25 protein-coding genes and 2 pseudogenes are annotated in these 24,828 nt (G+C 57.0%); 3 read left to right on the plus strand and 24 right to left on the minus strand.

Annotation, left to right across the window (positions count from 1 at the left end):
* Nucleotides 1-83: 83 nt before the first annotated feature.
* From DA915_RS14425 to DA915_RS14475, 12 genes and pseudogenes are all read right to left on the minus strand, one after another.
* A complete protein-coding gene (locus DA915_RS14425; protein WP_107676280.1) occupies nt 84-1,412 on the minus strand; it encodes an FMN-binding glutamate synthase family protein in 1,329 nt (442 codons plus the stop codon).
* Between the two features lie 16 nt (nt 1,413-1,428).
* Nucleotides 1,429-2,115, minus strand: a complete 687-nt coding sequence (locus DA915_RS14430; protein ID WP_107676281.1) for a GXGXG domain-containing protein — start codon at nt 2,113-2,115, stop codon at nt 1,429-1,431.
* Between the two features lie 36 nt (nt 2,116-2,151).
* A complete protein-coding gene (locus DA915_RS14435) occupies nt 2,152-3,057 on the minus strand; it encodes a glutamine amidotransferase family protein (RefSeq protein WP_107676282.1) in 906 nt (301 codons plus the stop codon).
* A gap of 95 nt (nt 3,058-3,152) precedes the next feature.
* Nucleotides 3,153-3,830, minus strand: a complete 678-nt coding sequence (locus tag DA915_RS14440) for an XRE family transcriptional regulator (RefSeq protein WP_192886515.1) — start codon at nt 3,828-3,830, stop codon at nt 3,153-3,155.
* Between the two features lie 33 nt (nt 3,831-3,863).
* Nucleotides 3,864-4,073 (minus strand): annotated as a pseudogene (locus tag DA915_RS14445) (helix-turn-helix domain-containing protein); the annotation flags it as partial.
* Nucleotides 4,058-5,548 (minus strand): NAD-dependent succinate-semialdehyde dehydrogenase, encoded by a 1,491-nt coding sequence (locus DA915_RS14450; RefSeq protein WP_107676450.1) that lies wholly within the window; start codon nt 5,546-5,548, stop codon nt 4,058-4,060. The pseudogene DA915_RS14445 and the gene DA915_RS14450, both read right to left, overlap by 16 nt.
* Nucleotides 5,549-5,686: 138 nt before the next feature.
* A complete protein-coding gene (locus tag DA915_RS14455) occupies nt 5,687-6,946 on the minus strand; it encodes a nuclear transport factor 2 family protein (protein WP_107676283.1) in 1,260 nt (419 codons plus the stop codon).
* Nucleotides 6,947-7,011: 65 nt separating this feature from the next.
* Nucleotides 7,012-8,214 (minus strand): ABC transporter substrate-binding protein, encoded by a 1,203-nt coding sequence (locus DA915_RS14460; protein WP_107676284.1) that lies wholly within the window; start codon nt 8,212-8,214, stop codon nt 7,012-7,014.
* Between the two features lie 29 nt (nt 8,215-8,243).
* On the minus strand, nt 8,244-9,257 hold the full coding sequence (locus DA915_RS29210; RefSeq protein ID WP_244600731.1) for a branched-chain amino acid ABC transporter permease: 1,014 nt from the start codon (nt 9,255-9,257) through the stop codon (nt 8,244-8,246).
* Nucleotides 9,258-9,263: 6 nt separating this feature from the next.
* Nucleotides 9,264-10,136: pseudogene (locus tag DA915_RS29215) on the minus strand (branched-chain amino acid ABC transporter permease); the annotation flags it as partial.
* Nucleotide 10,137: 1 nt separating this feature from the next.
* Entirely contained in the window at nt 10,138-10,848 is a 711-nt protein-coding gene (locus tag DA915_RS14470) for an ABC transporter ATP-binding protein (protein ID WP_107676451.1), read from the minus strand.
* On the minus strand, nt 10,841-11,605 hold the full coding sequence (locus DA915_RS14475; protein WP_107676286.1) for an ABC transporter ATP-binding protein: 765 nt from the start codon (nt 11,603-11,605) through the stop codon (nt 10,841-10,843). Before DA915_RS14475 ends, DA915_RS14470 begins: the two co-directional genes overlap by 8 nt.
* Nucleotides 11,606-11,758: 153 nt before the next feature.
* Here DA915_RS14475 and DA915_RS14480 point away from each other — a divergent pair, with 153 nt between their 5' ends.
* On the plus strand, nt 11,759-12,562 hold the full coding sequence (locus DA915_RS14480) for an IclR family transcriptional regulator (protein ID WP_192886516.1): 804 nt from the start codon (nt 11,759-11,761) through the stop codon (nt 12,560-12,562).
* Nucleotides 12,563-12,613: 51 nt separating this feature from the next.
* Here DA915_RS14480 and DA915_RS14485 read toward each other — a convergent pair whose 3' ends face one another.
* Genes DA915_RS14485 through DA915_RS14500 form a run of 4 tightly spaced genes read right to left on the minus strand, consistent with a single transcriptional unit; the run spans nt 12,614 to nt 15,545 of the window.
* On the minus strand, nt 12,614-13,360 hold the full coding sequence (locus DA915_RS14485) for an amino acid ABC transporter ATP-binding protein (RefSeq protein WP_107676288.1): 747 nt from the start codon (nt 13,358-13,360) through the stop codon (nt 12,614-12,616).
* On the minus strand, nt 13,357-14,016 hold the full coding sequence (locus DA915_RS14490) for an amino acid ABC transporter permease (RefSeq protein WP_107676289.1): 660 nt from the start codon (nt 14,014-14,016) through the stop codon (nt 13,357-13,359). Before DA915_RS14490 ends, DA915_RS14485 begins: the two co-directional genes overlap by 4 nt.
* Nucleotides 14,013-14,675, minus strand: a complete 663-nt coding sequence (locus tag DA915_RS14495) for an amino acid ABC transporter permease (protein WP_107676290.1) — start codon at nt 14,673-14,675, stop codon at nt 14,013-14,015. Before DA915_RS14495 ends, DA915_RS14490 begins: the two co-directional genes overlap by 4 nt.
* Before the next feature lie 36 nt (nt 14,676-14,711).
* Nucleotides 14,712-15,545: an ABC transporter substrate-binding protein gene (locus DA915_RS14500; protein WP_107676291.1), complete on the minus strand. Its 834-nt coding sequence runs from the start codon at nt 15,543-15,545 to the stop codon at nt 14,712-14,714.
* Between the two features lie 70 nt (nt 15,546-15,615).
* On the opposite strand from DA915_RS14500, the gene DA915_RS14505 reads away from it, so the two are divergent.
* Both DA915_RS14505 and DA915_RS14510 read left to right on the plus strand, forming a co-directional pair.
* Nucleotides 15,616-16,284: a GntR family transcriptional regulator gene (locus DA915_RS14505; protein ID WP_107676292.1), complete on the plus strand. Its 669-nt coding sequence runs from the start codon at nt 15,616-15,618 to the stop codon at nt 16,282-16,284.
* 58 nt (nt 16,285-16,342) lie between these two features.
* The gene (locus DA915_RS14510; protein ID WP_107676452.1) at nt 16,343-16,939 is read left to right on the plus strand and encodes an HD domain-containing protein; all 597 of its coding nucleotides are present in this window, start codon (nt 16,343-16,345) and stop codon (nt 16,937-16,939) included.
* Nucleotides 16,940-17,099: 160 nt separating this feature from the next.
* Here the strand turns inward: DA915_RS14510 and ribB are convergent, their stop codons facing one another.
* From ribB to DA915_RS14545, 8 genes are all read right to left on the minus strand, one after another.
* Nucleotides 17,100-17,744, minus strand: coding sequence for a 3,4-dihydroxy-2-butanone-4-phosphate synthase (gene ribB / locus DA915_RS14515; protein WP_107676293.1), 645 nt, complete (start codon nt 17,742-17,744; stop codon nt 17,100-17,102).
* Between the two features lie 193 nt (nt 17,745-17,937).
* Nucleotides 17,938-19,590, minus strand: coding sequence for an amidohydrolase (locus DA915_RS14520; protein WP_107676294.1), 1,653 nt, complete (start codon nt 19,588-19,590; stop codon nt 17,938-17,940).
* Between the two features lie 64 nt (nt 19,591-19,654).
* The gene (locus tag DA915_RS14525; RefSeq protein WP_107676295.1) at nt 19,655-21,157 is read right to left on the minus strand and encodes an aldehyde dehydrogenase; all 1,503 of its coding nucleotides are present in this window, start codon (nt 21,155-21,157) and stop codon (nt 19,655-19,657) included.
* Nucleotides 21,154-21,486, minus strand: a complete 333-nt coding sequence (locus DA915_RS14530; protein ID WP_107676296.1) for an EthD family reductase — start codon at nt 21,484-21,486, stop codon at nt 21,154-21,156. The genes DA915_RS14525 and DA915_RS14530 overlap by 4 nt, the downstream gene beginning before the upstream one ends.
* Complete coding sequence (locus DA915_RS14535) at nt 21,483-21,995, minus strand: flavin reductase family protein (RefSeq protein WP_107676297.1); 513 nt, start codon at nt 21,993-21,995, stop codon at nt 21,483-21,485. The genes DA915_RS14530 and DA915_RS14535 overlap by 4 nt, the downstream gene beginning before the upstream one ends.
* Before the next feature lie 83 nt (nt 21,996-22,078).
* Complete coding sequence (locus tag DA915_RS14540) at nt 22,079-23,503, minus strand: cytosine permease (RefSeq protein WP_202864239.1); 1,425 nt, start codon at nt 23,501-23,503, stop codon at nt 22,079-22,081.
* Nucleotide 23,504: 1 nt separating this feature from the next.
* The gene (locus DA915_RS28930; protein ID WP_192886518.1) at nt 23,505-23,651 is read right to left on the minus strand and encodes a hypothetical protein; all 147 of its coding nucleotides are present in this window, start codon (nt 23,649-23,651) and stop codon (nt 23,505-23,507) included.
* Between the two features lie 96 nt (nt 23,652-23,747).
* Nucleotides 23,748-24,824, minus strand: coding sequence for an LLM class flavin-dependent oxidoreductase (locus DA915_RS14545; RefSeq protein WP_107676298.1), 1,077 nt, complete (start codon nt 24,822-24,824; stop codon nt 23,748-23,750).
* Nucleotides 24,825-24,828: the final 4 nt, after the last annotated feature.

A 24,828-nucleotide genomic window follows, 5' to 3' on the forward strand; every position in this document is an offset into this window, starting at 1 on the left:
CCCCTTTTTTTGAATATCAGACACTTCATCGAAAAAGGACGGGCACATCCTCCCAAATGTGCCCGTCCATTCATTCAGTATTTTTAGAAACTGCCTTTCCCCGGGAACCAATTTGTTCCCGCCAGCGGAACCTGCGCCATTGCGGCGGCCTCCATCGTCAACGCCACCAGATCTTCCGGCTCCAGATTGTGGAGATGGTTCTTGCCGCAGGCACGCGCGATGGTCTGCGCTTCCAGCGTCATCACCTTCAGATAGTTGGCGAGGCGACGACCGGCCGCGATCGGATCGAGGCGCGCGGCCAGTTCCGGGTCCTGTGTGGTGATGCCGGCGGGGTCTTTGCCCTCGTGCCAGTCATCATAAGCGCCGGCGGTGGTGCCAAGCTTCCGGTACTCGTCTTCCCAGTGTGGATCGTTGTCACCCAGCGCCACCAGCGCCGCCGTTCCGATGGCAACCGCATCGGCACCGAGAGCCAGCGCTTTTGCAACATCCGCACCTGAACGAATGCCGCCGGAGACGATCAACTGCACCTTGCGGTGCATGCCGAGATCCTGAAGCGCCTGCACGGCGGGGCGAATGCAGGCAAGCGTGGGCATGCCGACATTTTCGATAAAGACATCCTGCGTGGCCGCCGTGCCGCCCTGCATGCCATCAAGCACCACCACATCGGCACCGGCCTTCACCGCCAGCGCCGTGTCGTAATAGGGGCGCGCACCGCCAACCTTGATGTAGATCGGCTTTTCCCAATCGGTGATTTCGCGCAGTTCGAGGATCTTGATTTCCAGATCGTCCGGGCCGGTCCAATCAGGATGGCGGCAGGCGGAACGCTGGTCGATGCCCTTTGGCAGGTTACGCATATTGGCGACGCGATCGGAGATCTTCTGGCCGAGCAACATGCCGCCGCCGCCCGGTTTCGCGCCCTGGCCGACAACGACCTCGATAGCATCCGCACGGCGCAAATCCTTCGGATTCATGCCGTAACGCGACGGCAGATACTGGTAGACCAGCGTCTGGCTGTGACCCCGCTCCTCATCTGTCATGCCACCATCGCCCGTCGTGGTGGAGGTGCCGGCAATGGTCGCACCGCGGCCAAGCGCCTCCTTGGCGTTGCCGGAAAGCGCACCGAAGCTCATGCCGGCAATGGTGATCGGCGTTTTCAGCGTGATCGGCTTTTTGGCAAAGCGTGTGCCCAGCGTGACGGTCGTATCGCATTTCTCGCGATAACCCTCGAGCGGATAACGCGAGATGGACGCACCGAGAAACAGGAGGTCATCGAAATGCGGAACCTTGCGCTTGGTGCCCGCTCCGCGAATATCGTAAATGCCGGTCGCCGCCGCGCGGCGGATTTCCGCCAGCGTATGATCGTCAAAGGTTGCGGATTTGCGTGGCGGGGTGAAGGGGTTGTGATAGCTCATCGGAAAATCCCTCGCCTCAATACGCGTCGGCGTTGTCGATGTTGAAATTGTAGAGCGTGCGGGCGGAACCGTAGCGCTTGAAATCCTGCGGGCTGACATCGGCGACGCCGGCTTTTTCGAGAAGTTCGGCAAGCTTCTCCAGATGTTCCGGCCGCATTTCCTTTTCGATGCAGTCAGCGCCCAGGCTTTTCACCGAGCCGCGCACGAAAAGTTTCGCTTCATAAAGGGAATCGCCGAGCGCATCGCCCGCATCGCCACAGACGACGAGATGGCCGGACTGGCCCATGAAGGCGGACATGTGGCCGATATTGCCCTTCACGACGATATCGATGCCCTTCATGGAAATACCGCAACGGGAGGCGGCATTGCCCTTGATGACCAGAAGCCCGCCACGACCGGTGGCGCCGGCATATTGCGAGGCGTCGCCTTCGATGACGACAGTGCCGGACATCATGTTTTCTGCAACACCCGGTCCGGCCGAGCCGTGAACCGTGACGGTGCCGCCATCATTCATGCCGGCGCAATAATAACCGACCGAACCGCGAACATCGACGATCACGGGGCTGTCGATGCCGACAGCGACGGCATGGTGGCCGCGCGGGTTGACGACTTCGAATTCGGTGTCGTTTACGCCGGAGGAAAGGCCGTGCAGCGCACTGTTGAGTTCACGCAACGGCGTGTGGGAGAGATCGAAAACTGGCATGGATTGTAACTTTCGCAATATGCGCCGATGACGGTTTCAGGCAGCCTTTTCATGGTCCCAGAAATAGACGGTCGCCGGTTCCGGCTCCCAGACGCGGGCATTTTCGATACCGGGCAGATTGACCAGCGCACGATATTCGGAGCCGAAAGCAACATATTGGTCGGTCTCGGCCATCACTGCCGGCTTACAGGCGATCGGATCGCGCACCACGCCGAAACCGGATTTGGTGCCAACGACGAAGGTGAAGAAACCGTCGAGGTCATCGAGCGCACCGGTCAGCGCCTCGCCCAGATCCTTACCCTTGGCCATTTCCGCCGTGAGGTAGGCGGCAGCCACTTCCGAGTCGTTCTGTGTCTCGAAGGTCATGCCCTCACGCACCAGTTCCCGACGCAGATTGTTGTGGTTGGAGAGCGAACCGTTATGCACCAGGCACTGGTCCGCACCGGTGGAAAAGGGGTGCGCACCGAGCGTGGTTACGGCAGATTCCGTCGCCATGCGGGTGTGACCAATGCCGTGGCTGCCGGCCATGGAGCGCACGTCGAAACGGGCGACGACATCCTTCGGCAGACCGGTTTCCTTGTAGATTTCTACGCTGTCGCCGGAACCCATGACCCTGATATCCGGACGGATGGCAGTGAGAACCGCGCGAATGCCGTCGAGCTTATCGGAAGGAATATCCAGCACCGCATGGGTGCTTTTCACCGTGACCGAGGCCTCAACGCCGTTTTCCTTCAAGGCTTCGGCAAGGCCTGAAAAATCGGTAGCAGGATCGGCAGACTGGACGGTTACCTTGGCCCTGCCATCGGCAACACTTCCGTAGATGGCGATGCCGGCAGAATCCGGTCCACGATCCGTCATGGTGACGAGCATGTCGGAGAGCAGCTCGCCCAACTGTGGCTCGAGGCTTTTGTCTTTCAGGAATAGTCCAACAATGCCGCACATCGACAGGCACCTCCATTCGTTTCTGAATGAAGGGCTAACATGCGGAATTTCACAAATCAACTATAAGGAATATTTTTTTCTTCTAAGGCAACTTATCAATCATTGGCCAGCCGCCTTTGCGGATAGGAAATAATCGACAGATAGCGGGCGGGAAGCTTCACCAGCTCCTCCGGCCCATGCGGCGCATCGGCATCGAAAAACAGGGTGTCGCCGGCCTGCATGGTGAAAAGCTGCTCGCCATGGCGATAAACCACCTCGCCCTCCAGCATGTAGAGAAACTCCATGCCCTCATGCTGGAAGGTCGGAAACACGTCCGAGTCTTTCGTCAGAGTGATGAGATAGGGCTCGACGGTGACGCCGCTGGTATTGTTGTCGATATGGCCCAGCAGGCTGTACTGGTGGCCAGCGCGGGTGCCTCTGCGTTCGATGTTCACCCCTTGGCCCGCCTTGACGAAGGTGGCGCTGCGCGGCTCCTCGAAACCACGGAAGAACGCCGTGATCGGCACGCCCAACGCCCTTGAAAGCGTCTGCAGCGTGGTGAGCGACGGGGAGATATTGCCGTTTTCGATCTTTGAGAGCATGCCAACGGATACGCCGGTAGCGGATGCGAGATCGGTGACCGTGATGCCGAGCTTCTTGCGATAGGCGCGCACCTCATGGCCGATCGCCATTTCGAGATTATTAACCCTCGGCTCGCGAACCGCATGTGGGTCCTGCGACAGAAGCGCAGGCTCGGTGTTCGTGCTGTCCTTTGCCATGGGGTCCTCCGGCATGAAGTGTTTTCCCTTCCTTACAGGAAAACTATTTTAATTCGGAGGAAATCTTTGCCGCATGGTATTCGGCGTCTGGCCGAAGCGGGCCTTGAAGCATCCCGAAAAATGTCCGGCACTGGAGAAGCCTGTCGCGAAGGCAACTTCCGCGATGGATAGCGGGCTTTGCTCCAGCAGCCGCCGGGCATGATCGAGACGGATGGTGCGGTAGGTCTCCAAAAACGTCGTTTTCAGATGGGTCCGCCAATATCAAGGCAAAGATACTTCACTTCGATATAGTCCTCGATACCATATTTCGATCCTTCACGACCCTGTCCGGACTGCTTTATCCCGCCGAATGGCGCCAGCTCAGTGGAAATCAGGCCCGTATTGATGCCCACCATGCCATATTCAAGCGCTTCCGCGACACGGAATACCTTGCTAAGGTCCTTGGCATAGAAATACGATGCCAGACCGAATTCGGTATTGTTGGCCATTTCAATGACCTCCTCTTCGCGCTCGAATTTGAAGAGCGGCGCCACCGGACCGAATGTCTCCTCGCGAGCGACCTGCATCTCGGTTGTTACGCCTGTCAGGACAGTCGGCTGGAAAAAGAGCCCGCCACTTTCATGCGGTTTGCCACCAACCGCGACTTTGGCACCTTTTTTTACTGCGTCCGCGATATGCTCCTCGACTTTGGCGACTGCCTTGCGGGTGATGAGCGGGCCTGCGCCAACGCCATCCTCGAAACCATCACCCACCCTGATCGTGGAAACTTTTGCAGCAAGCTTTTCGGCGAATGCGTCATAGACGCCAGACTGCACGTAAAGGCGATTGGCACAGATGCAGGTCTGCCCGTTGTTGCGGTATTTGGAGATCATCGCGCCTTCTACGGCCGCATCCAAATCGGCGTCGTCGAAAACAATGAAGGGTGCATTGCCACCCAACTCGAGGCCGAGCTTCATGATCTGGTCTGCGCCCTGGCGCATGAGAATCTTGCCAACGCCGGTCGAGCCGGTGAATGTCAGTTTGCGGACTTTATCATTTTCGGTGAATTCCTTGCCGACGGAAGAGGAAACCGTGGAGGTAATGACACTCAATATGCCGGCCGGCACTCCCGCCTGCTCGGCGAGAAGCGCCAGCGCCAATGCGGATAGCGGCGTTTCGGCTGCAGGCTTCGAAACCATTGCGCATCCGGCGGCCAGCGCCGGGGCAAACTTGCGCGCCAACATGGCGTTGGGGAAGTTCCACGGTGTGATGGCTGCAACGACGCCGATCGGTTGCTTGATAACGATGATCCGCTTGTCTTGCTGGTGACCAGGGATCGTGTCGCCGTAGACACGTTTTGCCTCCTCCCCGAACCATTCAACATAGGCAGCTCCATAGAGGATTTCCCCGCGCGCCTCAGCAAAGGGCTTGCCCATTTCCAGGGTCAGGATCGTGGCAAGGTCATCTGAATTCGCAACCAGCAGATCGTAAAGCCTGCGCAGGATTACAGCACGCTCTTTACCGGTTTTTTTGGCCCATGATTTTTGCGCCTTGTAGGCAGCGTCAATGGCGCGCGCCGTCTCCGCGCGGCTCATGTCCGGTAGCGTCGCCAGGACTTCACCGGTGGATGGATTGGTAACGTCGAAGCTCCTGCCGCTGTCGCTCACGGCAATCCACTCGCCAGCTAGAAACGCCTTGTCTGTCGCGATAGCTGGATTTTTGAGTCTGGAAAGAAGATGTTCCGAAAGCGCCATGGCAAGGACCTCCTTGATCAATGAAGAGACAGCGATGGAAACGACGGATGCGGACATCCGCTCGCTTCCTCGAAATGCCCGTCGGCGATCAATCCGCCGGTGAGTCCAGCGACTGATCGCCCATGGTTCGAGCAACAATCACGCTGACTTTTGTTTGTAGTAGGTATCTTTCTTGACGATCTTTCCGGCTTCGAATTCCCAGAGATCACAGCCGAGCGTATCGATCGTCGACCCATCTGGAGCGGTTCCACGCACACGCCATTCGCTGAGCGCTTTATTCGCGGCGATCCAGGTCTTTGCCTCGGTCCATCGGATGTCTGGACTGTCGGCGAAGCGCTTGAGAAGCGCGGTGCGGATCGCGTCGGGTCCTGACAGCGTGCGCCCAACCGGTTCCGGGCCGGCTGGTGCCAGCATAACCCCGTTCGGCGCGAAAAATGAAGCCACCGCATCGGCATTGTGCGAGTTGAACGCCGAGAGGATCGCATCCATCAGCTCCATGGTGACTTTTCCTGACATCGAATTCTCCTTGCTTTCGGTCGACTTGATAAGAGCTAATGATTTGTAAAAGAATGGACTGCTGGTATCAGCGAGTGCATTCAATTCGTCGAAATGGTCGCAATCGGGCACAGAGTACCGCTCAATCCGGCGCGTCTTGGTGCGGAATGCCGCTGCGTAGATGTCCGACTGCCGGTGGAATTCGGCGGTTTCTTTCCCGCCGCAGACCACGAGCTGGGGGGCGTCGGTGGCGGGTGGATGGTTCATCGGGCTCTCGCTGTCAGCTTCCGTGGCATCCATCCGGACGGCGTTGTTGAGCGATGTCCGGCATAGTGGCGCCAGTTCGTTGAGCGGAGACACAGGGATGCCCGCCTTGACGAGATCGGCTGGAAGCGAGGCGTCGAGTTTCGTCCAGTCGGTGCCCATCAGCATGGAGGTGATGTGACCTCCCGCGGAGTGGCCCATTACGGTGAGCTTTGATGCATCAATCTTCAGCTTTTCCCCGTTGCGCCAGATCCAGGCGACGGCTTCGCGGGCCTGCCGGGATATCGTCGTGATCGAAACCTCCGGGCAAAGATCGTATCCAACAACGATGACACTGACTCCGTGGCTGACGAAAGGATCGGCGAGAAAGCTGTAGATTGATTTGTCACCGCGTTGCCAGTAGCCGCCGTGAAAATAGACGAGCGCCGGCGCGTCCGGCTCGCCCGCATAAAAAATGTCCAGTTTCTGCTTGGGGCCTGTGCCGTAGACGATGTCGATCAGGCAATTTAAACGAAGGCGAGCCTCTTTGCTTTTGCCGATCCAGTCAGGAACAACGGCAGTGTCGTAGTCCGGCCGGCCGACGCGGAGGTTATATTGAAGCTCTATTTCTTCATCGGAATATATAGGTTGCGAATACATGTAAGGTTTCCATTGGAGAAGTTTCCCTCCCGGTCACGCGGGAGGGGGTGAGAAGATTTGGAACACTAGTTCTTCAGGAGAGAGCATTTTGATTCCGACAGGGGCGCAAACGCCTCGTCGGTCGGGATCGTCCGCACCAGGGAGTAGTAGTCCCAAGGGTACTTTGACTCCTCCGGCGACTTCACGCGAAACAGATAGAGGTCGTGGACCATCAAGCCATCTTCACGGATCTTGCCGTTCCTGGTGAAGAAGTCGTTGATTGGCGTCTCCTTCATCTTGGCCATCACGGCCGCAGTCTTGTCCGTACCGGTTGCGGCGACGGCCTTGAGGTAGTGCATTGTGCTGGAATAGACGCCGGCCTGCGACATGTTCGGCATCTTGCCCATTTTTTCCATGTAGCGCTTCGAAAACGCCCGGGTCTCGTCGTTCAGGTCCCAGTAGAAAGACGAGGTCAGCATCATCCCTTTGGCGATGTCGAGACCGAGGGCGTCCACTTCGTTGTCATAAACGAGCAGCCCCGCGAGCTTTTGATTGCCCTGCCCCATGCCGAATTCGGATGCCTGTTTGATCGCGTTCGAGGTGTCGGCGCCGGCAGTTGCGAAGGCAACAACATCAGGATTGGCCGCTTGCGCCTGGAGAATGTAGGAGGAATAGTCCGGGGCGTTGAGAGGGACTTTCACCGAACCGATCACTTCGCCGCCGGCTGCGGTCACTGCAGCCGAGGTTTGCTTTTCGAAATCATGCCCGAAGGTGTAGTCGACCGTCACGAAATACCATTTCTTGCCGCCTTCCTGGACAACAGCCCTGCCGGTCGAACGGGCAAGCGCCTCCGTGTCGTAGACGTAATGGATTGTGTTGGCGTTGCAGTCTTCGTTGGTGAAGCGGGTGGAGCCGGAAATATTTATGGTGACAAGTCTGTCCTTGGCAGCAGCGATCTTGCTCACCGCCAGACCGGCCGAGGAGTTGTTGATATCCATGATCGCATCGACGCCGTCAACGTCGAACCACTGATTGGCGATCGAGACCGCGAGATCAACCTTGTTCTGCATGTCAGCGGAAACAACCTCGATCTTCTTGCCAAGGACTTCCCCACCAAAATCAGCGACAGCCATTTCGGCAGCCGTGACACTGCCCCTGCCTGCCACATCGGAATAGTTGCCCGACATGTCCATGAGAAGGCCGATCTTGATGGTATCTGCGGCGGCCGTGTAGACGCTCGCCATCAAGGCTGCGATAGCCAAAGAAATTACCTTCAGTTTTGTTTGCATTTTCTTTTCCTCTCTGGTTGTTATGACGATCAAACCTTCGCAGGTATCGGAGTTGCAACGTCTGGCTGATCGCTGGCAGAGCCCCGGACGCGCAGAAGCATGATGAGTTCGCCGACGATGCCGCGTCGGAAGACAAGCACGCAGATGACGAAGAGACCACCTGTAACAACCGGCGCCGGGACGGCAAAACCGGACAGGTAGTGCTCGATGACGGTGATTACCGTTGCGCCAACGGCGGGGCCAAAGAAGGTTCCCATACCGCCCAACAGCGTCATGAGCACCACCTCGCCCGACATCTGCCAGGTGACGTCGGTTAGCGACGCGATCTGGACGGTGATGACCTTGAGACTGCCGGCAAGCCCTGCTAGCGCCGCAGAAATCACGAACGCGCCAAGCTTGTAGCGTTCGGCTCGATAGCCGAGTGAAACGGCTCGGAGCTCGTTGTCGCGAACGGCGCTCAGGATCGCCCCGAAAGGTGAATTCAGCACGCGCCAGGTCGCCGTGAGCGCGGCCGCTGCGATCGCCAGCACGCTGTAATAGAGCACCAGAGGATCGGAAAGATCGAAGATGCCGAACAGAACGCCACGGGGAACCGCCTGGATACCGTCCTCGCCTCCGGCGAAATGTGCCTGCAGGAAACAAAAATAGACCATTTGCCCAAGCGCCAGCGTGATCATCGCGAAGTAAATCCCTTGCCGGCGGATCGCAAGGATGCCGAAAATAAGGCCGATGGCGCTGGCGAAAGCGACACCCGCGAGGATCGCGATTTCCGGAGACAGACCCCACACCTTGAGTGCATGCGCGGTAATATAGGCGCTGCCCCCGAAGAATGCTGCGTGGCCGAACGAAAGCAACCCGACATAGCCGATCAGCAAATTGAACGCGCTTGCAAACAGGGCAAAACAGAGGACACGGGTTGCAAATGTCGGGTAGACCACGAGCGGCGCGACAAGGGCGACAGCCAAACCGAGAGCGACCGCCGGGATCAGTGCCGCGCGTGAAATACGACCGGCGGCGGCGATGGCGTGGCTCGCCGCGCTCATGGCCGTGTCACGTCCGAAGAGACCAGCCGGCCTGAAGAGCAGGACGAGGGCCATGACAACAAAGATCACGACGGTTGCAGCCTGCGGATAGAGAACTTTCGTCAAGCCCTCGAGGATGCCGAGAGCAAAGCCTGTGACCACGGCTCCCATGATCGAGCCCATGCCGCCTGCGACGACGACCGCGAAAACGATGATTATGAGATGGCTGCCCATTAGTGGGCTGACCTGATAAATGGGCGCGGCCAGGACACCTGCGAACGCTGCCAGCATCGCGCCGAGTACATAGGTCGCCGACAGAAGAACAGGCACGTTGACGCCGAAGGTCTCGACGAGACTAGCGTTTTCTGTCGCGGCACGAAGATAGCTTCCGATCTTCGTCTTCTCGATGAGAAGCCATACGGCAAGACACACGACGAGCGAGGCGCCGACAATGAACGCCCTATAGACGGGCACGACAACGATGCCAAGATTCCACACACCAGTCAGAACTGCGGGCGGCGCATAGGGTTTGCCGGCAGCACCGAGCCAATGCCGGAGTGATCCCTCAATGATCAAGGCAAGACCGAAGGTGAGAAGAAGTCCGTATAGATGGTCGAGATTGTAGATCCGTCGCAGAAGCAGACGTTCGATGACGAGCGCGAAAAGACCGACGATTGCTGGCGCTAGAAACAGGGCCGGCCAATAGCCGATACCGCAATACTGCAGCAGAAGCCACGCCGTGACGGCACCGAGCATGTACTGGGCACCATGCGCAAAATTGATGACGCGTAAAAGGCCGAAAATCACGGCAAGACCGAGGCTCAGCACCGCATAGAAGGCGCCGTTGATGACGCCAATCAGCAACTGGCCCAAAATGAGCTGAATAGATAAGTTAAACATCTCAGACTCCGAGATAGGCTTCGAGTTCGGGACGCCGCCGATCAATATCGGCAGCAGGCAACTCGAGCACGACGCGGCCATGCTCCATCACGCAAAGTCGGTCGGCGAGACCACGCGAAAAATTGAAATTCTGTTCGACAAGGAGGATCGTCATCTTGCGCTCTTTGAGGATCTGCAGCGTTTCCGCAATCCGGTCGACGATGACGGGGGCAAGCCCTTCGGTCGGTTCATCAAGCATCAGAAGCCTTGCACCGGTCCTCAGCACGCGGGCCATGGCCAACATCTGCTGCTCACCGCCCGAGAGCCTGGTGCCTGGGCTTGCGCGGCGCTCCTTTAGATTCGGAAACAGCGTGTAAATCTCGTCAATCGTCATGCCGCCGTCTGCGACGACAACCGGCAGAAGAAGATTTTCCTCGACCGTGAGGCTTGCGAAGATGCCACGTTCTTCGGGAACATAGGCCAGGCCTTCATAGGCGAGCCGATGGCGCAGCGTGGTGGTCACATCCTTTCCGTTGATCTCGATCCTGCCCGTACGTTTTTTTAAAAGCGCAGCGATCGCCTTCAACGTTGTCGTTTTCCCGGCGCCGTTGCGACCCGTCAGCATCAAGGTCTCGCCCGGCATGATGGAGAGGTCGACACCGTGTAGGACGTGGCTTTCGCCGTACCAACCCTGCACGCCCGACAGGCGTAGATGCGGTTGCAACTCAGCCATGACCATTCCCCATATAGGCTTCCCGCACGCGGGGATCGGAGCTCACCTCCGCGTAAGTTCCCTCGGCAAGCGTTTCTCCGCGGGCAAGCACCGTCACCCTGTCGCATAGGCGGGAAACAACACCGAGATTATGCTCGACCATTACGACGGTCTTGCCCTTGGCGACCTTGCGAATGAGATCGACCATGTCATCGATGTCTTCCCGCCCCATTCCGGCCATGGGTTCGTCGAGGAGCAAAACATCAGGAGAGAGCGCGAGCGTGGTTGCGATTTCCAGCGCTCGCTTTCGGCCATAAGGCAGCTCACCGGCCAGGCGGTTGGTCCAGGCGGCAAGCCCGACGCTCTCGATCAGTTCTTCGGCGCGGCCATAGAGAGGTTGCAGCGCGCGCCGGGAGCGCCAGAGTTGCGTGGCAAGCCCGGCCGGCCTTTGCAGCGCCACGACAACATTCTCAACCACGGTAAGGCTCGGAAAAATGGCTGAGATCTGGAAGGAGCGGACAAGGCCTTGCCGAGCCACTTCCGCAGGGGGCATGCGGGTAATGTCTTTGCCCCGCAAAAAGATACTGCCGGACGTCGGGGAAAGGGTCTTCGTCAAAAGATTGAAGACCGTGGTTTTCCCGGCGCCGTTCGGGCCGATCAGGGCGTGGATGTGGCCATCAGCGATCGATATGTCGAGATTGTTTACGGCGCGGAAGCCGTAAAATTCTCGCACAAGTTTCGTCGCCTCAAGCACAGGGCCATTTGGCTGCGTCGTCATAGAATGCTGTTCCCGCTGTTCCGTTTTTCGAAACCTATCACAATATATGGAACACAACACCATTGACAGAAACCAATGTCAACGCCCAAAAGTAAAAGTGTAAATTCGAAACCTGTATTCGATGGCGCTTATTTTGGAACGAAGGGTAAGGGAATGACGGCCGAAACCATGGAAAAGAGCAATGACGCGGATCGGCTGGTGCCACTTGAGCGGTACTTTCGTGTGCTCGAATTCCTGGCGTGCTACCCACGAGGCCTTGGCCTCAACGAACTGGTCACGATGATGATGCTCCCAAAAGGAACGGTTCATCGGTTGCTGAGCGCGATGCAGCGAACGGATCTGGTCACAGTTGGAAGCGGGACCAGACCACGTTACATCTTGTCGGCGCGCGTCCAGCGTCTGGGACGGCTCGCAGTTGACTCCGACGTGGTTGCCACGCTCGCGAAACCCCTGCTACAGGACTTCAGCAGTAAAGTCGGCGAAACCTGCTATTTGTGCCGCCTGGACGGAACTTCGATCGAATCCATCGCAATTTCGTCGCCGAATGACACCTGGACGGGCTACGTCCTGCCGGGAAAGATTTTGCAGCCGCACGCGACTGCGGCCGGCAAGGCGATCATGGCGTATCAACCCGCGGAAACGATCGATGCAACGATACGTGGTGGTCTCCCAGCATTAAGCAGTCAGACCATTACCGATCCAGAGATCCTGCTACAGGAATATGCGAGGATCAGAGTTCAGGGCTATGCGACTTGCATCCAGGAAGTTGTCCCAGAACTCTCAGCCTTTGCGGTTCCCATTGATGTTGATGGTATCGGTGTTCGTTACAGTGTCGGCGTACTTGGGCCGCATTCCAGGATCATTCGGTTCATTGATGGAGGGCTGCCGCAAGGGCTGGACGTTCTTGCCAAAGCGCTGACGATGATTGTTTCAGCCCGACGGACGCAAGCGACCTGAGCAATTTATCCAAACGGTCCACAATTCAACCCGATATAACTATAGAACGGCCTAGCCATGACTAAGGAAATTGCGCAGACGCGTATTTAGTGAAGCTTCAAAAGTCTCTTCGGCAGGCCCCTCCACTTCAATTCGACCAGCGTCCATCAGCACGACCCAATCTGCTGCACGGCGTGCGAAGCCCATCTCATGGGTGACCACAACCATTGTCACATGCTCCTCGGCAAGAGATTGCATGACGGCAAGGACTTCGCCAACCTTTTCGGGATCGAGTGCAGAGGTTGGCTCGTCGAACAACAATACGTCTGGCCGCATGGCCAGCGCCCTCGCGATTGCGACCCGTTGTTGCTGGCCACCTGACAGCATCGACGGATACGACGATGCTTTATCTTCCAATCCCACGCGCTTGAGAAGAGCAACCGCCTCTTCAAAGGCCTGATGTCGGGGCAAGCCCTTCACCGTGATTGGTCCCGCGGCCACATTCTGGAGAGCTGTCATATGAGGAAATAGCTCAAAGTTCTGGAAGACCATTCCGATCCGCTGTCTCACGGCAACCGCATCGCGCCCTTTCACAATATCCTGGTCGTCGAACAAGATGCCTCCCTCATCAACTGTTTCGAGAAGGTTCGCGCATCGAAGCAGCGTGGATTTTCCAGAACCCGAAGGTCCGATGATGCAGACTGTCTCACCACGATAGACGTCAAGGTCCACGGAGCGCAGAACAGGGAGACTACCATAACTTTTACTGATGCGCCGGAAGCTTAAGATGGGCGCAGCGTTTTTTCGAAACCGACTCATTCCGTCACCCTGTATTTTTTGTAGAGCCAGTCGACCACCTTGGCTTGAGGATATCCCATCAGCCAATAGAGACCTGCCATCACGCTTAAGAATTCGAAGACTCTAAATGTTTGTGAACGCAAATGCATGGAGGTGTAAGCGAGGTCTGCCACCGAAATGACTGACACCAGCGAGGTATCTTTAAAAAGTGAGATCCAGGTCGAGGCAAGAGCAGGCAGGACCCGTCGGACCGCTTGGGGCAAGATGACAATACGAAAGGCTTGAAAGCCTGTCATACCGAGGGCAAGCGCGGCATTGGTTTGCCCCCTTCTAATCGATACCAATCCAGCCCGAAATGTCTCGCAATTGTATGCCGTGACGTTTAACGTCAATCCAAGCAGGGCAGTGGATACGGCATCCAGGCGGATCCCAAGCGCAACGGGCATCACGTAAAATGCCCAATAGATCTGTAGAACCAAAGGCGTAGACCGGAAGATCTCGACGTATATTGTGGCAGGCATCCTTAAGAACACGTGGCAGGACATTCTCGCTTGCGCGACCAACAAGCCCAATGGCAAGGCAAATGCCATGGTCGCAACCGCCAGAAAGATGGTCATCTCAACACCGTTCAGGAGGGCGTCCCGATGTTCAAAAACAATCTCCCAATCCATCGTCATGATGTGCCCCTATGGGCAAGTGAATCGAACATTCTGTCGCTCAAGCGCGCGAGCGGAAAACAAATGCAGAAATACGCGGCCATCGCGAAGGTATAGAATGTGAATGGCTGATAGGTTTTGCCGGCGAGAATCTGCGTGGCTCTCATCAACTCTGGCACAGCGAGCACGGTTGTAATGGCGGTATCCTTGACGATGACGGTCGCAAGTGAGCCGATTGCTGGCAGCATACGGATCATCGCTTGCGGCATGGTCACCACTCGCAAGACTTGTAGTCTCGTCATGCCGAGCGAGAGGGCAGCCCGGGTCTGGCCCGTGCGAATGGATAAGAGGCCTGCACGCACTATCTCGGCCATATAGGCGCCGCTGTGAATGCTGAGACCTATGACCGCCGCCGAAAACGGTGAGGCAGAAAAACCAAATAGATAAGGACAGGCAAAGAAAATCCAGACCAGTATGGCAAGGATTGGAATAGCGCGCATGGAATCGATGTACAAGCCAAGAGCACCCTGGAGCCAAGGAGAACCTTGGCTCCGAAGTACACCCACCAACATTCCGATGATGCCACTGAATAGCAGCACCAGAGCTGTCAGCTTGAGTGTTACGACGATCGCTGCGCCGAGAAACTGCCAATGAGTAGCGAGCTGTAGAATATATGACATTGCATTACGTTCCCCACCTAGCTGTCGTTGAGCCGATCATTCCTCCTTCATGATACGCATCTCTTCTGCGCGAAGTTTGTCCGCCACACTGTCACGCACATCGGCAAGGAACTTCAGGAAAACCGGGTGCCCTTTGGCGACCGCGATCGCAACCGGCGCCGCCATTTCCCGGCTCACGAGACAGGCGTCGCCTTTCGGCCAGGATTCCAAACCGGGAACCTCTCTCTTCAGTTTCGGCCAGGCCACATTGTCAACAGGGGCGATATCAGCGCGGCCAGATAGTATCTCCTCAACTGGCGAGTTGGCGCCTGATCCCGCCACTCCCCGCTTGACCGCTTTCTTGAAACGTTCAGGAATCCAAGTCTCGGACTGCATACCGATGAAATAGGCAATCGTGATGTCTGACTTATCGAGATCGTCAACGGTCTGAGCAGACGAAAGTTTGGCATTGTCGGAGAGACCGAACATGCACAGGCTCGATTGAGAATACGACACGAAGTCGACGACTTTCGCGCGCGCTGGTGTGATCGCCAATGGCGCTATCGTAATATCTGCCTGCCCTGTCGCGAGGATCGGGACTTTTGTCTCGTGGCTGACGGCGACTATTTCGAGATTGACGCCAAGGTTCTTCGCGATTTCCTTGGCGTAGATCCAGGCAGGCCCGCTGAACGGCTCTCCTGATCCGGATGTATTCTCCGGTAGCCAAGGATACTCACCGATAGCGGCGACCTTGAGGACGCCTGCACTCTCAATACGATCGATGATGGTATCTTGTCCCTTGGTAGGCTTGGACAGTTCCGCATGGGCAAGCGAGACTGTGAGAAGAGCGGCAACGGTCAAAGCTGCGGCTGAAGAACATTTGAATGACATTTGACTTCCCCTTCATTGTTGCTATTTTTGTAAACCTGTATACCAATATGACAAACGTCAAGAGGTTTTTTTGAACGGGATAGGACAAGCACTCGAGGGTAAACGGCGATCACTTGCCGATTTGGTCGCGGATGCGGTGGCGGACGCCATTGCGTCTGGCGAGCTCAAGCCGGGGGAGCGTATCGTGGAAACGACAATTTCGGACCAGATGCAGGTTAGCCGGTTTCCCTTGCGGGAGGGTCTGAAGATTCTGCAGACTCAAGGAATTATCACGGGCGTAGAGCATAAAAGCCCCCGCGTCGCGGCCTTTGATACCGTACATATCAAGCGTGTGCTCGAAGTCCGACTCGCTCTGGAAGAACTACTACTTCGCGACGCGCTTGTTGCATGGCGCGCAGGCCACGCAACGCTCGATGGCCTGCAAGAGGGGCTTCACCAAATGAGGATCGCCGAGACGCTTGGCGACATCACGGCAGCAATGCGTGCCGATGTGGCATATCACCGTCAGATTAGCGTTGCGTCCGGCAATAACGTCACCGCGACACTGTGGAATGCCATTGCGCGTCATGTGTTGATCATCTTCAGTCTCGAAAGAAGCGACGTAGTCAATATTGCAGATCTCGTATCGCAACACGAAGAGTTTCAAGCTTTCATTGAATCACAGGTCGTCAAACCTGGTTCCGAGACGGCACTCCGCAACTACCTGCGGGGCCATATTTTCTTGTTTACGCCTCACTGAATGCAACCAACCCAGTAGGGAGAAACCTGTGGAAACGAAGACCGTAAAATTCACTCAGATGAAAGATGGTGATCGTGAAGACTATCAGTTTCTGACCGCCCACGAGAGGGAATACGCCTCCCATACCGCTGATCGACTACTTGTCGCCATGAAAGATCTGGACGCCTCACTATCTGGCTACCAGGTCACCCGTCTCGAGCATTCGCTTCAGAGCGCTACCCGCGCATGGAAGGCTGGCGCCGACATTGACTGGGTTGTTGCCGCCCTCCTTCATGATATAGGGGACATCTACGCTCCCTATAATCACGATGAGTATGCGGCAGCTATCATCCGTCCTTTCGTACGTGAGCAGTGTGCATGGGTGGTAGAAAAACATGGCGACTTTCAATTGCTGTACTACGGCGAACATGTAGGCGCAAACCCGCTAAAGCGCGAGGCTTATCGCGACAGTCCGTATTTCCAGGATTGTGCGGATTTTTGTGAGCTCTGGGATCAATCAAGCTTCGATCCGCACTATGACTACAAGTCTCTGGAGTTTTTTGCAGACATGGTCAGAGAGGTGTTTAACCGCAAAAGCTACGACCCTGCTGTCATCCGGCGTGGAGAGCGTGAACCTCTCCACGACAATGAAATAGCGGCCCAGCGAACCGCGTGAAGGCTGCGAGTCCGTCCGAATCTCAATCATCGCACTCGAAGCAGGGCCGATGACATATCGGCTTTGCTTACGGCGTCCGTCCAGTTGCGTGAGAGCTAGCTGTCGCCATAGGCCTCGGTCGAAAGTGTTGCGATATGGAACGAACGTCTGTTCCCGGTGACTACGCGGCAGTCAGCTCATCAACTCTTTCCTGGCACTCGCGATCGGTCATATATGCGACCAGATCCTCGATCGTCACCAGCAACAAATCGTGCCGCTCTGCGAACTTTTCGAGGTCCACGAAACGTGCCATCGTACCATCATCGTTGGCAATTTCACATATCACGCCAGATGGTGAACGGCCTGCAAGCCTTGCCAGAGCAACGGCAGCTTCGGTGTGGCCCTGCCGCCCAAGAATCCCCGCAGGATGCGCACGCAGTGGAAATATATGGCCCGGGCGGGCAAACTCGTCTGGTTGCATGCCCGATGTGACAAGCGCGCGTAGTGTTGCCGCACGGTCGGCTGCTGAAATGCCGGTTGTCGTTTCCGGGATATAGTCGACTGATACCGTGAAAGCCGTATTCATACCTTCGGTATTGCAAGGAACCATCAAGGGGATCTCAAGCTCATCCAACCGTTGGCCTTCCATCGCAATACAAATGAGTCCTCGGGCATAGTTCATCATGAACGCGATTGACGCTGGAGTAACGGCGTCGGATGCGATCACAAGATCACCCTCGTTCTCGCGGTCCCTATCATCGACGACGATCACCAGTTCGCCGCGCGAGATTGCCGCGATAGCATCTTTTATTCTACCAATTGCCATGACATTATCCTTTTGAAGTTCTCCTGCGGTTCAGCGCAGGCAAGCCGGTTTCCCAAGTTCCGGGCAAACAATTCGAGAGAGCCGTGGTAAGCGACATATCGATGTCTTCAGGCGTGGCCGCTTCTTGATTGAGCCTGCACTCTGAAGACGGGAAAGTCCGTGCATTGGACAATCCGTGTTCGCTGCCAACTCCTCAAGTGGCAGCCGACATGCCAAGTATCGTGCGGCCGCGCGACATCACGAACGTAGGACGGAGCGAGCGAATTTCGTCGGCAGCCATGCGTTTGGGATCGCCATTGACAGCAATCACATCAGCCACTTTGCCGGGCGTGAGGCTTCCCTTCTCATCCTCCTCCCCCATGGTCGCGGCGGCATCAAGAGTATGCATCCTGAGTGCCTCGTCAAAGCTGATGGCCTCATCCGTATCGATGAAATTGCCCGAATAGGTCTGGCGCTTCATGCAACACCAGATGCTGAAGAATGGATTGGTTGCCTCTCGCTCAGAACCGATCCAGACATCCGAGCTGCCGGAAAGCCGCCAACCACGATCGAGCAACGTACGGAACGGGAAGCGACCACGGCGACCATAATCGCCGAGATAATCGGGGAAGTACTCGCCGAACGTGTATATGAAGACCGGTTGGGGAACTGGAATGATGCCGGCTTGCGACCAGAGGTCTGCCGAACCAGGATTCGGCATGAAATTCCCCGCATGCTCGATGCGCATGCGCGTGCGTCCTGCATTGGCGCCGCCAAGCTTGATGACCATTTTGCAAAGCCAATCCTGTGCGCGATCGCCATTGGCATGGACGGCGAGCTGCAACCCGGCTTCCTGCGTCATCAGGAACGCGCGGCGGAGGAAATACTGGTCGAACGCAATCGATCCAGAAAAACCTGGATGGCCCACGTAACAGCAATTCACCGCCGCCGACTTTGCGGAGAAACCACCGTCCGAAAAGAGTTTCAGGCCCTGGATCCGTATGTCGCGCTCGGAAGCGGTCAATGTGATGTGGTCCTTCCAGTTCTTGACCATGTCCAGGCTCTCCAAGGTCCCGGGCGACCAGAGATAGGTGCGAATGCTGGCCGGTAGCCGTCCCATCTCCGCCAGATCATTCATACATTCGATGCCAATGATCGTCTCTGAAATCTCACCGATGGTGGTGACGCCGTAGGCCGTGAAATATTTCCGAAGCCCCTGCTCGATCGCATCGCGGAGTTCCTCCGCATCAGGTGACGGTAAGGGAAGAAGAGAGTCCATTTCCTTGATGACGCCTGTGGGCTCTCCCGAACCGTCGCGGATCACTTCTGGTCGCCCGGTGACACTGTGGGCGGGTGGCTCGAATTTCCGATCAATGCCGGCCAGTGCAAGCGCCTTACTGTTGAGAACCGAGATATGGCCGCCGGCGCGGAGAACGATCGGGCGTTCCGTGCTGATGGAGTCGAGTTCAGCGCGCGATGGCAGGCGCTTTTCTTCGAGCTTTCGATCAAAAAAAAGATTCGCTTGTCCGACGAGCCATTCGCCTGCGCCGAGTGAGGATTGGTAGGATGAGAGCGCATCAAGGACGTCAGGAATGGTCCCGCATTCCGGGGCGCGGCAGTCGACGGTTTTGTAAGATGTTCGGCACACCACTTCCGCGTGGGCATGCACGTCGACAAAACCCGGCATCAGGGTCTGGTCACCCAGATCGACCACATCGACCTCCGGTCCAAGGTCGGCCACTTCCTGCCGGGTCACAAGGCGGACGATGCGATCGCCCTGCACCAACACGCCTTGCCAGCGATCATCGTCGTTGCTTCCAGCAACGGTGATAACACGACCACCGAGGATCACGATTTGCTTGGACATTTTTTCCTCACTGTCGGACGTGTAACCAGAGACCTCGCATCTCGCGAGTCCTCTGGCGGTTCCACTAGGCGCAATTGACCCAGACGGTCTTGGTCTGGAGAAACTTTTCGATACCCTCCTTACCGTTGTCGCGACCGAAACCGGATTGTTTGTAGCCACCCCAAGGGGCGGAAGCGTCGAACTGGTTGTAGGTGTTGATCCAGACGGTTCCGGTTTGCAACATCGAAGCAAGCTTGTGAGCTCGGCCAATATCTCGCGTCCACACGCCGGCTGCCAGGCCGAAGGTGGTGTCGTTCGCGCGACGAGCGATCTCGTCGAGATCCTCGAAGGGCTGCACGATGACGACCGGTCCAAAGATTTCTTCACGTGCGACCCTGGCATTGTCATCGACATCCAGCAGGATCGTTGGCTTGTAGAAGGACCCTGCGGGCGGGAGGTCGCTCGGGATGTCTCCGCCCGCTGCGACACGGATCCCAGTCTGACGGGACTGTTCGACATAAGATGCGACCCGGTCGCGCTGTTCGGTAGAAATAAGCGGTCCCATCGTCGTGTCTGTCGCGAGTCCGTAACCGACCTTCTGCTTCGACGCTTCGGCGATCAGCGTCTCAGCGGCACGATCGAACACCTTCTTCTCGACCATGATACGCGAGCCTGCGGAGCAGACCTGGCCGGTATAGAAGAACGCCGCGATGGCTGCCGTCTGAAGGGCGGCCTCGATATCGGCGTCAGCAAACACGATGTTTGGGTTCTTGCCGCCGAGTTCGAGGGAAACGTGCTTGAGCGTCGAGGCGGCGCTGCGCGCAATATGCTTACCGACAGTCTCAGAACCGGTAAAGGCGATTTTTGCGATGCTGGGATGACTGATCAGTGCTTCGCCGGTCGTTTCACCCTCGCCTTGCAAAACGTTGAGAACGCCCTCGGGAATCCCGGCTTCCAGTGCCAGTTTGCCCAGAATCAGGGCCGAAAGCGGCGTCTGTTCCGCCGGCTTAAGGACGATTGTGCAGCCAGCGGCGAGCGCCGGTGCGATCTTGAAGCAAGCCTGGCAAAGCGGGAAATTCCATGGAACGATCGCTGCGACCACACCAATCGGCTCGCGACGCGTGTAAACGTGCATGTCAGGAGCATTCACCGGCAGAGTTTCCCCGCCAATCTTCGTTGCCCAACCAGCATTGTAACGTAACGCATCTACGGAAAGGCCGATATCGACGAACTTGATATGCTCGACGGGCTTGCCGCTGTCGAGCGACTCGATTTCCGCGATCTCCTGTGCCCGACTTTCGATCAATTCAGCGAGCCGCATCAGCCGTGCTGCGCGATCCGCGGGACTCATGCGACCCCATGGGCCAACGAGTGCATCGCTTGCCGCTTTGACAGCGCGATCCACGTCTGCGGCCGTGGCATGTGCCGCGCGGGCGATCGCCTTTCCTGTGGCTGGATCGAAGGTTTCGATGGTTCCACCGTCGGACGCATCCAGGAGCTTGCCGCCGATCAGCAGCTGCTGGGGAGCGCCGAGCAGTGCCTTGGCTTTTTCCCCAAGCATATCCTGAGGATTGAAATGTGCGTTCATCTTTGGCTCTCCTCCTTAAAAAGTGCCGATTTGAATTCGGCGGTGTAGATCGATGCGCCGCCAGTGGCGAAATTCGCGACGTCTGCGATCGCCGCCTGGCCTTCGGGTGAACCGAAGGAGCGCGACAGAGTGTCATGGTCGGGATAGGTCATCACCGCTACCATATGTGCTGGTTTAGTGCCCTCACCGGGGCTAACGTCGCCCACGCTATACTCAAAGCCGTTCAGTTCCGGCATGGCGAGGACAAGAGGTACGTGAACTGTCTCGTAATGGCTGTTGAAGGATGCCGGGTCTGCCGGTAGCCCATATACAACTGTGATCCGGATCATAACGCCAACTCCTGGAACCGATCGGTTGAGAACATGCTGCGCCGATGATAGAGCAGCGTCGGGTTTGTGCTGTCGTGGTGGATATTCTGGACGGCGCCGATAATCATGACGTGGTCGCCGCCGGGGATGATCTCGGCGACATGACAGGCGATTACTCCGGAAGCGCCTTCGATTTGCGGCGTGTCGAGATAGCCCGCCGTCCAGGCGACGCCCTCGAATTTTGCATCGCCCTTTCCAGCAAATCTCATCGCCAGATCCGCCTGTTCGCCGGAAAGGATGTGGATCAGGAAGGGCTTTCCGACCGCCTGAAGATCTTTCAGCGTGTTGGATCTCCGGTCAAATGCGGCCAGCATAAGGGGAGGATCGAGCGACAGTGACATGACGGCGGAAAGCGTTGCTCCGCTTGGGTCGCCGTCGCCGTCCAGGGTCGTCACGATTGTAACACCGGATGGCATGTCGGCCATAAGGGCCTTGAGAAGGGCTACGCTCTCTTGCGGTTCCTGTTTCATTTTCTTCTCACAAACGTCGGTTTCAGTGTCCCCCGCGGCACGCAGGCCGCGGGGGTTGTCACTCTTGGGAAGTCTTAGTTCTCTTAGTATCCGCCGCGCCTGGCGGGTTTCACGATGAGCGTCGTGAACAGGATGAACGCAAGGCCAGCGATCAGTGCCGAAGGTAACGAAGCAGTCGTGTATTGGTAAAGCGACGACGACGTGTAGGTCAGCGGATTGAGCAGGCTCAGATAGGTGACGAAACCGGCGATCATTGCAAGGATGGCTGCAGGGTTGAAGCCATTCCAATACCGATACTCATTTTTCGGGCTTCGGTCATAGATTGCGTGGATACTGACAACGCCTCGCCGCAAAATGAAGTAGTCTGCGATCTGGATGCCGCATAGCGGGGCGAACGTCACCGCGATCAATGCCAGGAAGGTGCCGAAGTTGTTGAAAAACAGGTCGGGCACGAGAACACCGACAGCCGCGACTGGTCCGATGGAAATCACCAGGAGCAGCCACCATGGGGCCGATTCCAGCTTCTTGTAGTGGCGCAGACCGATTGACGAGGCATAGATCCCGGCGACGGCCGTACCGAGGTTGGCAGCGGTTACAAAAGCGAGTGCTATGACCGCATAGGTCTCGCCGCCAACGGCGCGCATCCATTGGGCTGGATCTGATATTTGCAGAGCCAGGATGCCAGCTGCGCCGATCATGCTGAGCAATCCAACCACCAGGCCAAACCCCATCATGGCAGGGGGCACTGCGGTCTTGCCGTTAGGCGACATGCGAACCATCGCACCAAAATAAGGCCACCAGGATAGTGCCGGCGCGATCGCCAGTTCGATGCCGGTCGTGTAGTTCCAGAGCGGTTCCTTGGCGGCGTATTGCGGAGCTGCATTCACAAGGTCGTTCCACCGCTGATCGACGATCAGCCAAAGCATCCAGAGCCCGACGACGACGTGCACAACGAGTATCTTGGCGATGCGGTCAACGCCCCTTGCCCCCTTCAGGAGCACGGCAAACGAAATGGAGCAGGCCAGGAGCGTTGCGCAGGTCATGAGCCAACGGTGATCGCCCGGTGGGAGCGCGCCAGCGGCAATGAGAAAATTGATGAGCGATTTCCCGAAGAAAATCAACAGCAAGCAGTTCCAGCCCACGATCGACAGATATTGCAACGTGAATGGAATGATCCAACCCTGGGTGCCGAACTGAGGCTTAGAAGCAGCGATGGAGTCGATGCCATAACGCATGCACACAGGTATGAGCGCCAGGATTACCAGCAGAATCCCGACCATGCTTCCACCGATCAACGTGGTGAAGCTTTGCTTGAAATCGAGATAGTAGCCGACATACTCGCCGATGATATAGCACCAGGTTGCAGCCGCGACTGTTGCCAGCGAAAAAAACAGCTTCCACGATCCCCAGTTGCGTTCCGAACGCAACAGTGGTAGAGCTGACTTGTCAGCTTCAAATCGAGCTGACGCAGCGTGGACAACGCTTGCAGGCATATTGAGTTCCGACATCTTACCATCCCCAGACAAGCAGCATGGCGGGAAGGATGAAGCAGCCGAAAAGCATCCAGAGGCTGCTGATGGTGTCGAAACCTTCTCCCTGATGGGCCGGCTGCGCCAAGAGAGCGAGCCTTCTATCCAGTTCCTCTTCGTAAGTCATTGGTAAGTCTCCCAGTTAGGTTTGATAGCATTCGCATTGTTCTTCTTGCTGTTGGATGTCGCCCCTCGGCGATCCCAGTGGCCTTGGCGGCTTGCGTTATTCTGCGGCAATCTTGTTTGGTTCGAAGTGTGGGATGACCTTACGGCCGATCAGGTCAAGCGAGTTCATGATATCCTCATGAGGCACGCCATCAATGCGCAGCAGAACCTCGTCCACGCCACGCGATTCGAGGTCTTTGAGGCGCTTCACGAAGTCGTCCGGCGTGCCGATCATGACCGACGGGGTCTCAGACAGCAGGAAATCGAGGTTGTTCTCGTTCTCCAGCAGGCGCGTCATCTTTTCGTCGAGGTATTCATAAGAGGCCCGCTTGCCGAGCGGAACATAGAGTTCGAGGATAAACTTGAAGTATCCGAGCGCTACGTCGCGGGCGATGCGGCAGGCTTCTTCCTTTGTCCTGGCACAAAAGGCCGTAGCAACATAGAGACCAAGGTTCTTGTTGGTGCCGCGGAACATTGGCGTCGCACGGCGCTGCCCTTCGCGATAGGCGTCGATGCATTCCTGCAGGTAGTCGAAGCCGAAATAGTTCTCGAAGGTGAGAACGCCAATTCCCCGCTCTCCAGCCATTCGGTGCGTGTCAACACTCGATGCCGCGACAGACACGGGCGGATGCGGGTGCTGCAAACATTGCGGCACGATCGAACGGGCTGGAATTTTCCAGAAAGAACCCTCATAGCCCTCGAAGTCCTCATCGAAGAGCTTCGAGAGAAGCTTCATTCCATCTTCCCATTGCGCGCGGGTTTCAGACGGGTTGACTCCAAACGCTTCGAGCGTCGTCAGGTTATTTGAACGCGCCGTGGCGATCTCGGCACGCCCCTTTGATACGATGTCGAGGGTTGCAAGGCGCTCCGCCACCAGAATGGGATGGTTCCATTGCAGCAAGACGGCGCACATGATGCGCAGTTTGATGTTGCTGGTCTCGCGGGCAATGGCCGCATAGAGCACTTCAGGCGCCGAAACCGTAAAACGCGGCGGGCTAAAATGCTGCTCCGAGGTGCCCCAGCTGGAAAAGCCGAGGGAGTCGGCGCGAACGACTTCCGCAATCATCTCTTCGTAACGGCTCGCAACAGTGCGGCCCGCCATTACTTCACCTTCTTGCAACAGACCAATTTTCATTTTT

The sequence above is a fragment of the Agrobacterium sp. LAD9 genome (assembly GCF_003031125.1).
GTDB lineage: Bacteria > Pseudomonadota > Alphaproteobacteria > Rhizobiales > Rhizobiaceae > Agrobacterium > Agrobacterium radiobacter.

Coding starts and splice junctions, on each gene's coding strand:
- DA915_RS14425 (WP_107676280.1), bottom strand. CDS start 1,412: ATGAGCTATCACAACCCCTTCACCCCGCCACGCAAATCCGCAACCTTT.
- DA915_RS14430 (WP_107676281.1), bottom strand. CDS start 2,115: ATGCCAGTTTTCGATCTCTCCCACACGCCGTTGCGTGAACTCAACAGT.
- DA915_RS14435 (WP_107676282.1), bottom strand. CDS start 3,057: ATGTGCGGCATTGTTGGACTATTCCTGAAAGACAAAAGCCTCGAGCCA.
- DA915_RS14440 (WP_192886515.1), bottom strand. CDS start 3,830: ATGCCGGAGGACCCCATGGCAAAGGACAGCACGAACACCGAGCCTGCG.
- DA915_RS14450 (WP_107676450.1), bottom strand. CDS start 5,548: ATGGCGCTTTCGGAACATCTTCTTTCCAGACTCAAAAATCCAGCTATC.
- DA915_RS14455 (WP_107676283.1), bottom strand. CDS start 6,946: ATGTATTCGCAACCTATATATTCCGATGAAGAAATAGAGCTTCAATAT.
- DA915_RS14460 (WP_107676284.1), bottom strand. CDS start 8,214: ATGCAAACAAAACTGAAGGTAATTTCTTTGGCTATCGCAGCCTTGATG.
- DA915_RS29210 (WP_244600731.1), bottom strand. CDS start 9,257: ATGAGCGCGGCGAGCCACGCCATCGCCGCCGCCGGTCGTATTTCACGC.
- DA915_RS14470 (WP_107676451.1), bottom strand. CDS start 10,848: ATGGCTGAGTTGCAACCGCATCTACGCCTGTCGGGCGTGCAGGGTTGG.
- DA915_RS14475 (WP_107676286.1), bottom strand. CDS start 11,605: ATGACGACGCAGCCAAATGGCCCTGTGCTTGAGGCGACGAAACTTGTG.
- DA915_RS14480 (WP_192886516.1), top strand. CDS start 11,759: ATGACGGCCGAAACCATGGAAAAGAGCAATGACGCGGATCGGCTGGTG.
- DA915_RS14485 (WP_107676288.1), bottom strand. CDS start 13,360: ATGAGTCGGTTTCGAAAAAACGCTGCGCCCATCTTAAGCTTCCGGCGC.
- DA915_RS14490 (WP_107676289.1), bottom strand. CDS start 14,016: ATGACGATGGATTGGGAGATTGTTTTTGAACATCGGGACGCCCTCCTG.
- DA915_RS14495 (WP_107676290.1), bottom strand. CDS start 14,675: ATGTCATATATTCTACAGCTCGCTACTCATTGGCAGTTTCTCGGCGCA.
- DA915_RS14500 (WP_107676291.1), bottom strand. CDS start 15,545: ATGTCATTCAAATGTTCTTCAGCCGCAGCTTTGACCGTTGCCGCTCTT.
- DA915_RS14510 (WP_107676452.1), top strand. CDS start 16,343: ATGAAAGATGGTGATCGTGAAGACTATCAGTTTCTGACCGCCCACGAG.
- ribB (WP_107676293.1), bottom strand. CDS start 17,744: ATGGCAATTGGTAGAATAAAAGATGCTATCGCGGCAATCTCGCGCGGC.
- DA915_RS14520 (WP_107676294.1), bottom strand. CDS start 19,590: ATGTCCAAGCAAATCGTGATCCTCGGTGGTCGTGTTATCACCGTTGCT.
- DA915_RS14525 (WP_107676295.1), bottom strand. CDS start 21,157: ATGAACGCACATTTCAATCCTCAGGATATGCTTGGGGAAAAAGCCAAG.
- DA915_RS14530 (WP_107676296.1), bottom strand. CDS start 21,486: ATGATCCGGATCACAGTTGTATATGGGCTACCGGCAGACCCGGCATCC.
- DA915_RS14535 (WP_107676297.1), bottom strand. CDS start 21,995: ATGAAACAGGAACCGCAAGAGAGCGTAGCCCTTCTCAAGGCCCTTATG.
- DA915_RS14540 (WP_202864239.1), bottom strand. CDS start 23,503: ATGTCGGAACTCAATATGCCTGCAAGCGTTGTCCACGCTGCGTCAGCT.
- DA915_RS28930 (WP_192886518.1), bottom strand. CDS start 23,651: ATGACTTACGAAGAGGAACTGGATAGAAGGCTCGCTCTCTTGGCGCAG.
- DA915_RS14545 (WP_107676298.1), bottom strand. CDS start 24,824: ATGAAAATTGGTCTGTTGCAAGAAGGTGAAGTAATGGCGGGCCGCACT.